Origin of the sequence: uncultured Allobaculum sp. (assembly GCF_948576815.1) — a bacterium.
Classification (GTDB): domain Bacteria; phylum Bacillota_I; class Bacilli_A; order Erysipelotrichales; family Erysipelotrichaceae; genus Allobaculum; species Allobaculum fili.
In genome coordinates, this window is the sequence record NZ_CAPAEZ010000016.1 from 25,742 (window position 1) to 39,127 (window position 13,386).

Sequence of the window (13,386 nt, forward strand, 5' to 3'; positions counted from 1 at the left end):
TGTTTTTTCGCGTCGGTTCTCCCCTTCCTTTCACATAAAAAACAGCCTGTCCGGACTGCTTCAGAAGTTTTTCTGAGGCAGCCGGGCAGGCTGTCTGTGTATTGCTGCAGAAATTATCTTTTTCGGCGGAATTGGATTCCGCCAAACTCCAGATTAAACCGTTTTTACGCGGAGCGCAGAACGGCTTTGCACTGGGTCTGGATGGCTTCGATGATCGTGTTGAACACTTCCGTGATCTGCTCATCGGTGAGCGTCTGGTGTTCGGACTGGAAGGTCATAGTCAGCGCGATCGACTTTTCATCGGCGCCTACATGTTCGCCTTCGTACACGTCAAAGACATCGACATCGCGAACAATCGACTCCTTGCCGAGCTTGCCGCAGCGGCGGATGACGTCGACGATCTTGCTGGCAGGCAGATCGCGTTTGACGACGAACGCCAGGTCGCGGGTAACGGACGGATAGCGGGATGCCGGTACGAATTTCACTTTGCTCTTCTTGGTGTTCAGAATCTTATCGAGATTGATCTCGGCGATGATCGCTTTTTTCACGCCGGTTTCTGCCCCGTACGTTGGATGGATTTCACCCATCAGACCGATGAGATCCTTGCCGATGTAAATTTCGGCCGAACGTCCGGGATGGAAATGAACGGTATCCTTTTTGTTTTCCTTGAAGAAAATGCGGTTTTCGGAAATGCCCAGACGAACCAGGATTTCTTCAATCAGACCCTTGAGGGTATAGAAGTCGGCCGGAACAACGTCCTTGAGCCAGCGGGTCATCGTCAGCGGTCCGCCAAGTACAATGGCCAGATGTTCTTCTACGCCTTTGGAAGACGTCAGTTCGGAAATTTCGTACAGATTGATGTCCGTGTTTCCATGCGCCTTGTTCCATGCGGCCGCATCGAGCAGAGACGGCAGGATGGACGTACGGATGTAGCGGCGTTCTTCCGACATCGGCTGCGCGAGTTCAATGGCTTCGCCGGCGGAAAGAATCGCGTTGTCCTTTTTGGCGGTAGAAATCAGGGTGTACGTAATCGCATCCTGTACGCCGTTTTCAAGGAGCACTTTATTGACGAAGCGGCGCTGACGCTGTTTCGGGTTGAGCTTGCCTTCGGTCATGGCCATCATCGGCAGCGTGGACGGCAGACGGTCGTAGCCAAGCATGCGGATGACTTCTTCACTCAGATCCGCGAGCCCTTCGAGATCGAGACGGGTGCTCGGAACGCGAACGGTGAACGTCGTATCTTCAACGCTGGGTTCCAGGTTCAGACGTTCGAAAACATCGAGCACTTCTTCTTTCGAGAAGTCGGTGCCCAGACGGTTGTTGATCTGTTCAAGGGTGCAGGCAATCGTTTTTTCTTCAAAATCGGCGGATCCGTATTCCACGGTCGCTTCAATGTCTTTCGCATCGGCGTATTCGATCAGCAGTTCCACCGCACGATCGAGGGCCTTTTTGGCTGCTAGCGGTTCGATACCTTTCTGATAGCGCAGAGACGCTTCGGTGCTTAGCGAGAGACGTCTGGCAGTGTTGCGGATGCAGACACGGTCAAACGAAGCGCATTCGATGATCAGGCCGGTCGTATTGTCTTCAATTTTGGAGTCGTCGCCGCCCATCACGCCGGCGATGCCAATCGGCTTGTCCTGGCTGGTGATGACCAGATCGTCTTCTTCCAGCTTGTACGTTTCGCCATCGAGCGCGGTGTAGTCGCAGTTCAGGCCCTGCTTGACGGTAATTTCCTGCGCAGAAATGGCCGCCAGGTCGTAGAAGTGCATCGGCTGACCGGTTTCGAGCATGACGATGTTGGAAATATCGACCACGTTGTTGATCGAATGCATGCCGGCTGCACGAAGCAGATCGCGCATCCAGCGCGGCGATTCCTTAATCGTTACCGAGCCGATGATCTTGCCGTAAAAGTGCGGGCACTTTTCGGTTTCGGAACGGATTACGAGTTTTGTCGGATGATCGTTTCCGGCATCGGCCGCGCCTTCGCAGTCTGGAAGGGCAGCTTTTTTATTGAGGATGGCGCCGGTTTCGCTGGCCATGCTCCAGATTGCCTGGCAGTCCGCGCGGTTTGGCGTCAGGGAAATATCGAGAATTGTATCGTCCAGACCCAGATACGAAAGCGGATCCGTATTGCCTACGGGCGCATCCGCCGGAAGCACTTCAATGCCTTCGAGCTGTTCCTGACTGAGCAGGTGCTTGTCGACGCCAAGTTCCGCGAGCGAGCAGATCATGCCGTCGGAAACTTCGCCGCGAATCGTGCCGGACTTGATTTCGCCGCCGGGCAGTTTCGCGCCTGGGAGCGCGACGATGACTTTCTGTCCCGCTGCGACGTTTGGCGCGCCGCAGACGATCGGACGGACTTCATCGCCCGTATTGACGGTCGTCACGTGCAGATGATCGGAATCCGGATGATCCTTGCAGGTGAGCACTTCACCAATCACAAGACCCGTGGCATTGGAGAGTTCGATAATGTCTTCGACTTCAAAGCCGGCCGCTGTAATCGTGTCGGCAATCTGCTCCATCGTCAGATCGCCAAGATCCATATACTGTTCAAGCCATTTTCTTGAGAGTTTCATAGTCGTCCCTCCTTAGTCAAAACGATCGAAGTTCTTATTGAACCGCTGATCGTTGGTATAGAAATGACGGATATCGTCGATGCCGTATTTAAGCATGGCAATACGCTCAATGCCGATGCCAAACGCGAATCCGTTCATTTTTGTGCTGTCGTAGCCGGCCATTTTGAGTACTTTCGGGTGAACTTCGCCGGCACCGAGAATTTCAATCCAGCCGGTACCCTTGCACGTCGGGCAGCCCTTGCCGCCGCACATGTGGCAGGATACGTCGACTTCTACGCTCGGTTCGGTAAACGGGAAGTAGGACGGGCGGAAGCGGATTTCCCGGTTCTGACCGAACATCTTGCGGGCAACGAATTCCAGCGTGCCCTTCAGATCGGACAGCGGTACGTGCTCGCCGATGACCAGACCTTCAATCTGCATGAACTGGTGGGAATGGGTCGCATCGTCGTCATCGCGGCGGTACACCTTGCCCGGGCAGACGACTTTAATCGGGTTTGGCGCCTGCTCTTCGAGAACTTTCATCTGGATCGCGGTCGTATGGGTACGCAGCAGATGTTCCGGATCGATGTACAGGGAATCCTGCATGGCACGCGCCGGGTGATCCTTAGGAATGTTGGCACGCTCGAAGCAGTACAGGTCTTCTACGAGTTCGTCGCCTTCAATAACCTGATAGCCAAGACCGATAAAGAGGTCTTCGAGTTCCTGAAGAACGAGGTGAAGCGGGTTGAGGTTGGCGTACGCCGGTTTGCGTCCCGGCAGCGTCAGGTCGATTTTTTCCGAAGCAAGACGCGCTTCAAGCGCCTTCTGCTCCAGAGCCTGTTTCTTTTCTTCAAAAAGCGCGCTGGCTTCGGTTTTCAGGTCGTTGACCGCCTGACCAAATGCCGGCTTTTCCTCTTTCGGTACGCTTTTCATCTGCTTCATTAAGGAAGCAATCTGACCTTTTTTGCCCAGGTATTCAATACGCAGCGCGCTGAGCGCTTCAAGATCCTGCGCACTGGCGAAATCCTGTGCAATCTGGTTTTTCAATTCATCAAAATTCTGCATGATTTCTCCTTTCTCAAGCCGGCGCGAAAACCGGCAGGATAGCTTGCAGCGAAATGCATGTTCGCAAAGATGGAACGGAAACCCGGAAAGGATCCGTCCGTTTCCAGAAAATAAAAAAACGGACGAACGCGAAAACGGCTTTCGCCGCGGTACCATTTCGCTTCGTCCGTATACAGACACACTCAAATCATGATATCCGTATGAAACGGGGAGACATTACGCTCCAGCTCAGGAATGAATTCACAGGGGCTCGGACTGCTTCTCTTTCACCGGAGTGAGAAGCTCTCTGCATGCCGTGCCGGATCTGCCACGTTTCCCTCTTTGCCTGAACACAATTGTAGCAGAGATGTCAACGCGTGCAACTTTGCGTTGAAAAACGGTCTCTGTCTTTTGAAGCATTTTCCGTAAATCTTCGTATTTTTCAAAGCGCGGACAAAACGGGAAAGGTACAGGCGGGAAAGACAAAAGAGACGGGAACGTTCTTTTTCCGCTTTCTTTTCGGCCATTCTGTCTTTTCATCCCGGCAGGCGTGCGGACGGTTTTCGATCCGCAAATTTCGCAGCGATCGCTCAGTCCATATCAGTTTTCAAGGCCCTCTTTTTGCTTGATCGCCGGTTTCTGATAGGCTGAATCTGAACGCTCCCTTTCTGGGAAATCGATCTGGATCCGGGTGGTACTTTTTTCGAGAATTCCTTATTCTCGGAATTCTCGAAATCTTCGACAGAAGCCGCCGGTCCTTCTGAGGAAATGAACATGAAAATTGAATCGTTACAAAATGCATCCGTCAAGGCGATGGTCCGTCTCAAAAATAAAAAGGATCGCGACGCGAGCGGCCAGTTTTTAGTCGAAGGCTTTCATATGATCCAGGAAGCGGCGCAGGCCGGCCTGCTTTTGAAAGTCTATCAGCTCGAAAATCTCGAAACGCTGCCCGGCATCGAAACCATTTTCTGCAGTCAGCCGGTTTTAAACAAAATGTCCGCGCAGAAAAGCGATGCGCGCTACATCGGCTTATGCAAAAAGCCGGCGTATGCGACGTCCAGCCAGGCGACACGCGTCCTTCTTCTTGATCAGATTCAGGATCCGGGCAATATGGGTACGCTCATTCGTTCCGCCCTTTCCTTTGGCATCGAAAAGATTCTCTGCTCGGCCGACTGCACCGATCCGTTCGGTCCAAAAACGCTCCAGTCCAGTCAGGGCGCGATTTTCCATCTGCCCGTCGTAACCTGCAATCTGGCCGAAGCGATTGAAGATCTGAAAAGCCGGCATATTTCTGTATTTGGCGCCGCTCTGCATCAGGATTCCGTCGAACTGCATGAACTCGCCATTCCTGACCAGTACGCGCTGATTATCGGCAACGAAGGCCAGGGCATTCGTCCGGACATTTTACACGCCTGCACGAAATGCGTACACATCGAGATGAAAACCTTTGAATCGCTCAACGCGGCGATTGCGGGAAGCATTCTCATGTACGTCTTCCAGTTTGGCGGCTCGAACAAGTAACCGCATATCGAATATTGATAGACAAACGATATTTCTGGACAAACATACAGACGAAGAAAGGACTGCCCCTTTCCAGATCTCCTTACTGAGATTTGGATCGGACAGTCCTTTTTCTGCTGCTGGATATTGTTCTGGTTTGCGCTTTCGTTTCAGACTTTGTATCTGAACGACCGAATGCTTACCTGGCGGGTTTCAGCCCTTCGAGCCCGTTCGCATCGGGTGTTTTGCGCAGCGTCAGAATGTACGCATTGAGCGCTTTGGCCGCATCATCGACTGCATCTTGCGTCTCGGCACTTTCATAGACGCCTCTAGCCGCGAGAACACGTGTTTTCAGTTCATTGGTCTGTGCGGTCGGGAAGCTGGCGTCGCTCTGAAGACGTTCGGCTTTATCGAGTGCGGTTTTGAGCAGCGTGCGATTCAGCACTACGCTGCCTTTGGGGACGAGATTGTCAATCGCGTCCTGAATGGCGTCGATTTCCTCCTGCACGGAAGACTGACGGGACGTCAGCGCCTGCTGACCGGCATTCAGGGCTTCGATTAACGGACAGAACGATTCGTACGTATAAAGCGAAGGATCAAACACGCTGCCCTGAGCAAGTTTTTCGATCAGCGCGGTATCGGATTCGGGTGCCGCGATGGTGAAGTCGACTTCGCAGATTTTCGTCCAGTACTTCACAGACTGCGTCATTTTCAGACGAATGGCTTTGGCGGACTGCGCCGCAAAGGATACCGTCACGTCACGCGCGGTGCCGTCGAGTTCGCCCACTTTCGTCCAGGTGGTGCCGTCGGCGGACACTTCGACGTCCGCGCTGCGGATGTAGTCGAGTTCCGTGTCGCCCGTCGGGAACTGGACGCGGATTCCGGAAAGTTCTACCGGGTATTCAAAAGTAAAGGTGATGTCATCTCCCGCAACCTGTTCGCCGTCAAACCAGGCGTAGGTCGAGAGGTTGTTATCGAACATGCGCGAATACGCGTACGTCTGATAAGGCGGTTTCGTCGCGGTGGTCGTGATGGTCGGATCCTGGGCAAAAAGCAGATCCTTTTTGGCCTCCTGCAGACTGGCAGCTGCGTCTTCGATTTCCTTGGTCGTTGCGTCCGCTTTGTTCAGAATCGTACGGGCCTGTTCGAGGGCCGCACTGTAGGCAGACCAGCCCTGGGTAACGCTGCTTTCCTCGACGGGATGCTGATCTTCGATCCAGAGAACGTAGCGGTTCATCGAAACGAGTTCGTCCTGGGCGGTCTTCAAAGCTGTATAGGCCGCATCGACTTCACTCTGGTGCGCCGGACCGGCGGCTTTAAGCGCACTGGCTGCATCGAGCGCGTCTTTATAGGCGCTCCATCCGTCGGGCAGAACGTCACTCTGTGTATAGGGATGAGCCAGCAGTGCATCCAGTTCGGACCAGTCGGTGTACAGACTGTAAACAAAGGTAATTTCTTTGCGGTCTTCGGCATACGCTCCCGTTACGGCTTCCTGCGTGCAGCGATAGCCGTACACATCCGCCGGTTCAATCGAATACGAAGTGCCGATCGTATCGTAAAGCGTACGGTCTTCGGCGATTTTCTGTCCGTTTTCATCCTGATAGTGAATCAGTACGGAGCCCAGATTTTCCGCCGGCAGAACGGCTGGGGCTTCCGGCAGTTTCGTACCTTTCGTCCAGGCGCCGCCGTGACCGAGCGTTTCTTCGAGCGTCTGGTGTTCGGCAAACGGCAAAATCGTATTGGACTGCGTATTCCACGACTTGGAAGCGAGAGCGCGCATTGGCGAGAGGATATCGTCCATAATGACGTCTTCCTCGACCAGATCCGGCACGTCGCACCAGATGCCGATGGCGGCACCGGCAATCACTTCGGAATCGTCTGCGATCGTATTGGCGGAGAATTTGCCCGGCGTCCATTCGTTGTAAATCAGCTGATCCGGGTTGAGGTTGTCAAAGGAATGCTGCTCACGTCCGTCTGTCGGTTTGGAACCGCGCAGTACGTAATAAAAGTAGCTGGAGTTGATGTTGTAAATTTTCTTGTGACCCATTTCGATGAAGGCCGACAGTTTGGCGATCGACGGGTTCCAGCCCATCTGCGACCAGAAGTCGATGCCGATGTAGTCGTGCATTTCGATTTTCTGACGGCCGGATACGCTGGAATGACCATAGTAAATGCCGTCGTTCCAGATGCGCGGCGTAAAGCCTTTTTCATGAACGAATTCCGCCAGCTCGTTAATGTAGCCGGAAACCGTGTCTTTCCATGTGTAGCCTGCCCCGTATTTTTCCACGGCGTAGGCGTTGAGTACCGACTGGTACTGCGTCGTAAACGGCGCGCGGTCAAATTCCATGTATTCGTCGCCGCCGATGTGGAAATCGGTGCAGCCTTCAAACAGTTCGCAGTATTCGGCATACAGCGAGCGGATGTAGGCGATGGCTTCCGGGTTGGTGATGTCCAGACCGGAGGCGTAATGCGAACCGCTGCTGGAAACCTGACCATATTCCGGATGGGATTTCAGAATCTGGTCCACGTGACCCGGGGAGTCGAAGGACGGAATGACATTAATGCCGTACTTTTTCGCTTCCGCAAGAATTTCACGGACTTCGGCTTTGGTCAGATACTGATCCGACACGATCGACGGATCGGTTTCGCACTCGATGCGGAATCCGAGGTTTTCGGAGAAATGCATCTGGAGCGCGTTCATTTTGTTCCAGGACATTTCGTGGATCAGTCGAATGAACCAGTCCTTGGAAATGTATTTGCGGGCGCAGTCGACATGAATGCGCCGTTCGTTCATCGTCGGATAGTCCACGATCGTTCCATACGGAACGCCGCCCTGCAGCAAAAGCGCTTCAATCGTGTGCAGGCCATGCAGTACGGCTTTCTCACTTGCCCCGGTGAGATGAATGCCGGCTGCGCTGATTTCGATGCGGTACGCTTCCGGACTGCTTGAGTCTTCAGTCACCGAATCAGCCAGATCGATCAGAATTCCGTTTGGATCGGCGGCATCGGCCGGCAAATAGCGAACCGGTACGAAATCGCTGCTTAATCCCTTGTCTTTCATTTCCGAACTGATCAGCCGCACCATATCAGAAAGCTGGGTGTTATCAATCAGATCCTGTCTGGCGCTGATCGCCAGCATGGTGTCACTGCTCAGTTTCCACGTTCCGCTTTGCGCGGCCGGCGTATATTCCTGCAAAACCGGATTGACCAGTTTGCGCAGATCGCTGACTTCGGCAGGACTCGTCGTTTCCTGCGTACTCTCTGGCGTATTGGCCAGAATCGGCGAAGCGGTCGAAAGGACCGGCGTCATGGCCATGGAGGCAGATACCAGCAGAGCCATGGTGTTTTTCCATCTTGTTTTTCTCATCGTCTTTTTTCTCTTTTCTTTGGATTAAACGGTAAAGCTGTTATCTCCATTGTAAGCAAAAGGGACGATCCCGAAACCGCTTTCTGCAAATCGCCGGCAATTGTGTCCAATCCAGAATGGAAGCGGGCCAAAAACAAAAAGAGCGATCAAAACCGTCTGCGCCATACGTGTCTGGGCAGAGCGTTCGATCGCTCTCTGTATTTCTTAAATTTCTTCTGGTTTGGGAAAATATGCGCGATGCGGCAATTTTCCTGTAAAAACCGGACAGGACGATCGTTAATCTAAGCGATCGTTATGGGCAATATTGTTTTCACGGTCCGGTCCGACGGAAACCATCGAAACGGGTACGCCAGTGAATTCTTCAATGAACTCGACGTACTTCTTCGCGTTTTCGGGAAGCTCATCCCACGTACGCATTTTTGTGATGTCTTCCTTCCAGCCCGGCAACGTCGTGTAAACCGGTTTGGCTCTGGCTACATCCGCCTGATCGGACGGTACGTAGTTCTGGAGCCTGCCGTCGATTTCGTAGCCGGTGCACACCTGAATTTCATCGAGACCGTCGAGAACATCGAGCTTGGTCAGAACGATATCGGTCAGACCGTTGATCATGTTGGCGTGACGAACGACAACCAGGTCGAGCCAGCCGCAGCGGCGGGGACGTCCGGTTGTGGCGCCGTATTCAAAGCCGTTCTTGCGCAGCCATTCGCCGGTTTCGTCTTCGAGTTCCGTAACGAACGGACCTTCGCCGACGCGGGTCGAATACGCTTTAACGACACCGATCACCTGGTCGAGGCGGCTAGGCGCAACACCGGCACCGACGGTAACGCCGGCCGAAGTTGGCGAGGACGAGGTAACGTACGGATACGTTCCGTAGTTGATATCGAGCATGGCAGCCTGTGCGCCTTCAAACAGAACTTCTTTTCCTTCATCGATCGCTTCGTTGACCAGATGCGTGCTTTCTACGATCATCGGCACGATGCGGTCGTAAATCTGGCGGAACTGTTCCACCATTTCATCCGCGTCCATCGGCTTGCCGCCGTATACGGCGGTGAACAGCTTGTTTTTCATGGCTACATTTTCACGAAGACGCTTTTCGAACGTGTCGAAATCGATGAATTCGTGGTAGCGAATGCCCTTGCGGGCGTATTTATCCTGATAGCACGGGCCGATTCCGCGCTTGGTGGTTCCAATTTTATTGGAGGCAGCGGCTTCTTCGAGTTCATCCTGGTAGCAGTGATACGGCATCAGGATCTGGGCTCGGTCGGAAATCCGGATATGGCTGGTGGAAAGCCCGCTCTTTTCGAGCGTTTCCATTTCCTTGAGCAGCACAAACGGATTGCATACGACGCCCGGGCCAATGATGCAGGCGGCATCTTCTCTTAAAACGCCGCTGGGCAGCAGATGAAGAACGTGTTTCTTGCCATTGACCACAACGGTATGGCCGGCGTTGTCCCCGCCCTGAAACCGAACGACCATGTCCGCTTTATCGGCGAGTACATCCACAATTTTTCCTTTTCCCTCGTCACCCCACTGGGTGCCGACAACAACTTTCGCACTCATGTAATATCTCCTTTTTGAGCTGCAGTCAGTGCAGACCATTAACAGTATAAAGGCTTTCTTTTTTTCTTAAAGTTTTTTTACTGCCCGCAGGCGGTTGCAGGGCAATTCCCCGATCCCATGGCAGCGAAAGGTGAAAAGCCGGAAACGATTCGATTTTTTGACGCTCCATACCCATTCGAACGCTCCAGACAAATCGTCTGGAAAAGAGAGAACTATTCCTATTCATATACGGTATAAGTTTTTGAATGTTATACCGTAAGCGTTTACACCTTTCTTCCCTGTTTTTCACGGGAAATCTTTTCCCAACTCGCTTTTCGAGGAATACCATTCCCATCGTATCGAACATTCCCCTGCGGCCGTTCTATGGACCGGACAGCCGGGCCGAAAGCGTCAAAACGGGATCGTTCGCCAAATCTCTGCATAAGGCAGGACATAAGAAGAAAAAAGTAAAGAGAGGAGAAAACCGATGCGATTTTTACACCGAAAGAAAGACAGAACAGCCATGGATCTGACGTCCGGCTCACTGTGGGATAAGATTCTGCTTTTTGCGATGCCGCTGGCCTTTACCGGCATACTGCAGCAGCTGTTCAACGCGGCCGATGTCGCGGTCGTCGGTCAGTTTACTGGAGAAATGGGTGCCCACTGCATGGCCGCCGTCGGCGCCTGCGCGTCCCTCATTTCTCTGATCGTCAATCTGTTTATCGGCATTTCGCTGGGAAGCAATGTCGTCATTGCCAACTGCGTCGGATCCCGGAAATTCGAACAGGTGCGCACGGCGGCCCGTTCTTCCTTATGGCTCGCCATTGGCGGCGGTCTCTTTCTCTGCCTGATCGGCGAGCTGATCGCCTCCTGGGCGCTCTCGCTCATGGGCGTTCCGGCGGAAGTTTTCCCGCTGGCTGAACTGTATCTGAAAATTTATCTGGGCGGTCTGCCGGTCATTCTGCTCTACAACTTTGAAGCCGCCATTTTCCGCGGTATCGGTCAGCCGCAGATTCCGCTGATCGCGCTGGCCGCTTCAGGCGTGATCAATGTTCTGCTCAACCTGCTCTTCGTCATCGTCTTTGGCATGAACGTCGATGGCGTAGCGATCGCCACCGTGGCTTCCAACCTGATCAGCTCCTTCATTTTGTTCGGTATTCTGATGAAGCAGCATCTCATCACGTGGAAAGAGCTGTTTCACAAGCCGTTTGATCGCGAAACGGTCACCTGGATTTTGCAGATCGGCATTCCTTCGGGCATTCAGTCTTCCGTCTTCTCCATTGCCAACGTCGTCATTCAGTCCGGCTTCAACTCGCTGGGCACGATCGTCATGGCGTCGAGCAGCGCCGCGCTCAATATCGAAATGGTCGTCTACAACGTCATCAACTCGTTCGGTCAGGCGTGCACGACCTTTACCGGTCAGAACTACGGCGCCGGCAAAATTCATCGCTGCGAAAAGGTGTTGAAGACGTGTCTGATCGAAGGGATGATCGTGACCATGTGCTGTTCGTTTTGCGTCATCGCCTTTGGCAAGCCGCTGCTTTCCCTGTTCAACTCGAATCCGGAAGTCATCGAAAACGGCTACCTGCGTCTGGTCACTCTGATGTGCAGCTACTTTTTCTCCATTCAGTACGAAGTCATTTCCGGCTATTTGCGCGGCTTTGGCATTTCGGTTCTTCCTGCCGTACTGACGACGCTGGGCGTATGTGTCGTTCGCATTCTCTGGATTCTGTTTGTCTTCCCGCTCTCGCATACGTTCATGACCATTCTGGCCATCTTCCCGATTTCTTTAGGCTCCGCCGCAGTCCTTCTGATCGGCGCTCTGCTGATCAAACGGCCCGCCCGCCGGCTTCTCGCCGCACAGAAGGCACAGACCGCGGCGGCTTAACCCTACATTTCGCATTCTGCCTGCACGCTTCAATCACGGTTTTGCGAGCAGCGACCGAAACACAGTCTTGCGATAAACACCGACCTGCTCTAAACACGGCAGCCGAAAACCGACCCGCTCGATATTCCAAAACGAGCGGGTCGGTTTTTTCGTCGGAGAAAGCGGTTTTCGTTTTCAAATTCGCTTCAAAAAACAATACGGAAGCCGATTGGTATACTGAAGAAAAACAGGCCGCACTCTCTGACCTTTCGTCTTATGCGCAGGGCAGGAGCCCAAGATGCCCTTCGGCATCGTGCGTTCAAAGGACAGTAAACCGAACGGAAACCGGATGCGGCGGCAGAATATGGAGAAAAGACTATGTATCCAAACGACTGTAAAAACGAAGCCTCCAATCTCAGAACCTTTACGCTCTCCAACGGCGTCGTGCTTCCTTCCACTGGCTTTGGCACCTGGAAAGTGGCCGGCGTCTCCACAGCGGATATCGTGCTCGAAGCCCTGAATGCGGGCTATCGCCTGATCGACACTGCCGCGATGTACAAAAACGAAGCGGAAATCGGAGAGGCCCTCGCCCAGACATCCATTGCGCGCGAAGATCTTCGCATTACCTCCAAATGCCCGCCCGAAGCCAGACACTACGACGATGTCATCGCCGCCTGCAACCAGAGTCTGCACGATCTCGGTCTGGACTATCTCGATCTGTATCTCGTCCACTGGCCGGCGTGCGAACACGAATTCGGCAAAGACTGGATCGCCCTTAACCGGGAAACCTGGTCGGCCATGATCGATCTGTACAAAGCGGGCAAAGTCCGTGCCATCGGCGTATCCAATTTCCTCGTTCACCATCTCGAACCGCTCATGGATATGGAAGTGACCCCCATGGTCAACCAGATCGAATACCATCCTGGCTATCTCCAGCCCGAAGTGACGAAATACTGCCAGGCACATAACATCGTCGTCCAGGCATGGTCGCCCCTTGGCCGCCAGCGCGTTTTAAAGCTGGAAGAACTCGAAGAAATCGCCAAGAAAACCGGCAAGTCCACCGCCCAGATCTGCCTGCGTTTTGAACTGCAGAACGGCATTCTCCCGCTGCCCAAATCGGCCCATTTTGAACGGATGAAAGCCAATCTCGACGTCTTTGATTTCGAACTCGACGAGCAGACGATACAGGCGATCGACAGTCTGCCTGAAACCGGCTTTTCCGGTCACGATCCCGATACCAACCAGTACCATCCCGCTCCATAAAGCGAGGCGGACACTGGATAGGAATGACGGAGTTTTCCGGTAAAACCGAACGAAAGTCCCAGCGCAAACCGGCCTGATCTGCACTGTTTCCCCTTTTGCTTTCCAGAGAAAAATGCTGCAGTCCCTGCGGATCCCTTAAGTGGATCACGCGGACTGCAGCATTTTTGCGTGCAGGAATTCGATTTTGGATTTGTGTAAAGCCAATGCTGTTCACTTAAGCTTCACAAGCTCACTTACAAATCAGGTTAGTT

The 13,386-nt window shown here is 53.3% G+C and carries 8 protein-coding genes; 3 read left to right on the forward strand and 5 right to left on the reverse strand.

Translation table 11 applies throughout. The annotated features are described in order from the left end of the window. Nucleotides 1–164: 164 nt before the first annotated feature. The gene (gene pheT / locus Q2J39_RS03490; RefSeq protein WP_288339125.1) at nt 165–2,576 is read right to left on the reverse strand and encodes a phenylalanine--tRNA ligase subunit beta; all 2,412 of its coding nucleotides are present in this window, start codon (nt 2,574–2,576) and stop codon (nt 165–167) included. A 12-nt stretch (nt 2,577–2,588) separates the two neighbouring features. Next, nucleotides 2,589–3,620, reverse strand: a complete 1,032-nt coding sequence (pheS, locus tag Q2J39_RS03495; protein ID WP_288339126.1) for a phenylalanine--tRNA ligase subunit alpha — start codon at nt 3,618–3,620, stop codon at nt 2,589–2,591. A 753-nt stretch (nt 3,621–4,373) separates the two neighbouring features. Between pheS and Q2J39_RS03500 the strand changes: the two genes are divergently transcribed. Continuing rightward, nucleotides 4,374–5,120: an RNA methyltransferase gene (locus Q2J39_RS03500; protein WP_288339127.1), complete on the forward strand. Its 747-nt coding sequence runs from the start codon at nt 4,374–4,376 to the stop codon at nt 5,118–5,120. Between the two features lie 178 nt (nt 5,121–5,298). Here the strand turns inward: Q2J39_RS03500 and Q2J39_RS03505 are convergent, their stop codons facing one another. From Q2J39_RS03505 to Q2J39_RS03515, 3 genes are all read right to left on the reverse strand, one after another. Continuing rightward, a complete protein-coding gene (locus Q2J39_RS03505) occupies nt 5,299–8,466 on the reverse strand; it encodes a family 20 glycosylhydrolase (protein ID WP_288339128.1) in 3,168 nt (1,055 codons plus the stop codon). A 276-nt stretch (nt 8,467–8,742) separates the two neighbouring features. Further along, entirely contained in the window at nt 8,743–10,026 is a 1,284-nt protein-coding gene (locus Q2J39_RS03510) for an adenylosuccinate synthase (RefSeq protein WP_288339129.1), read from the reverse strand. A 25-nt stretch (nt 10,027–10,051) separates the two neighbouring features. Beyond that, nucleotides 10,052–10,201 (reverse strand): hypothetical protein, encoded by a 150-nt coding sequence (locus tag Q2J39_RS03515; RefSeq protein WP_288339130.1) that lies wholly within the window; start codon nt 10,199–10,201, stop codon nt 10,052–10,054. Nucleotides 10,202–10,492: 291 nt separating this feature from the next. Between Q2J39_RS03515 and Q2J39_RS03520 the strand changes: the two genes are divergently transcribed. Continuing rightward, the gene (locus tag Q2J39_RS03520; RefSeq protein ID WP_288339131.1) at nt 10,493–11,893 is read left to right on the forward strand and encodes an MATE family efflux transporter; all 1,401 of its coding nucleotides are present in this window, start codon (nt 10,493–10,495) and stop codon (nt 11,891–11,893) included. Nucleotides 11,894–12,250: 357 nt separating this feature from the next. Next, complete coding sequence (locus Q2J39_RS03525; RefSeq protein ID WP_230267333.1) at nt 12,251–13,135, forward strand: aldo/keto reductase; 885 nt, start codon at nt 12,251–12,253, stop codon at nt 13,133–13,135. Nucleotides 13,136–13,386: the final 251 nt, after the last annotated feature.

What these genes read in the sequence shown, in the direction of transcription:
- pheT (WP_288339125.1), bottom strand. Translation starts at nt 2,576, where the DNA reads ATGAAACTCTCAAGAAAATGGCTTGAACAGTATATGGATCTTGGCGAT.
- pheS (WP_288339126.1), bottom strand. Translation starts at nt 3,620, where the DNA reads ATGCAGAATTTTGATGAATTGAAAAACCAGATTGCACAGGATTTCGCC.
- Q2J39_RS03500 (WP_288339127.1), top strand. Translation starts at nt 4,374, where the DNA reads ATGAAAATTGAATCGTTACAAAATGCATCCGTCAAGGCGATGGTCCGT.
- Q2J39_RS03505 (WP_288339128.1), bottom strand. Translation starts at nt 8,466, where the DNA reads ATGAGAAAAACAAGATGGAAAAACACCATGGCTCTGCTGGTATCTGCC.
- Q2J39_RS03510 (WP_288339129.1), bottom strand. Translation starts at nt 10,026, where the DNA reads ATGAGTGCGAAAGTTGTTGTCGGCACCCAGTGGGGTGACGAGGGAAAA.
- Q2J39_RS03515 (WP_288339130.1), bottom strand. Translation starts at nt 10,201, where the DNA reads ATGGGTATGGAGCGTCAAAAAATCGAATCGTTTCCGGCTTTTCACCTT.
- Q2J39_RS03520 (WP_288339131.1), top strand. Translation starts at nt 10,493, where the DNA reads ATGCGATTTTTACACCGAAAGAAAGACAGAACAGCCATGGATCTGACG.
- Q2J39_RS03525 (WP_230267333.1), top strand. Translation starts at nt 12,251, where the DNA reads ATGTATCCAAACGACTGTAAAAACGAAGCCTCCAATCTCAGAACCTTT.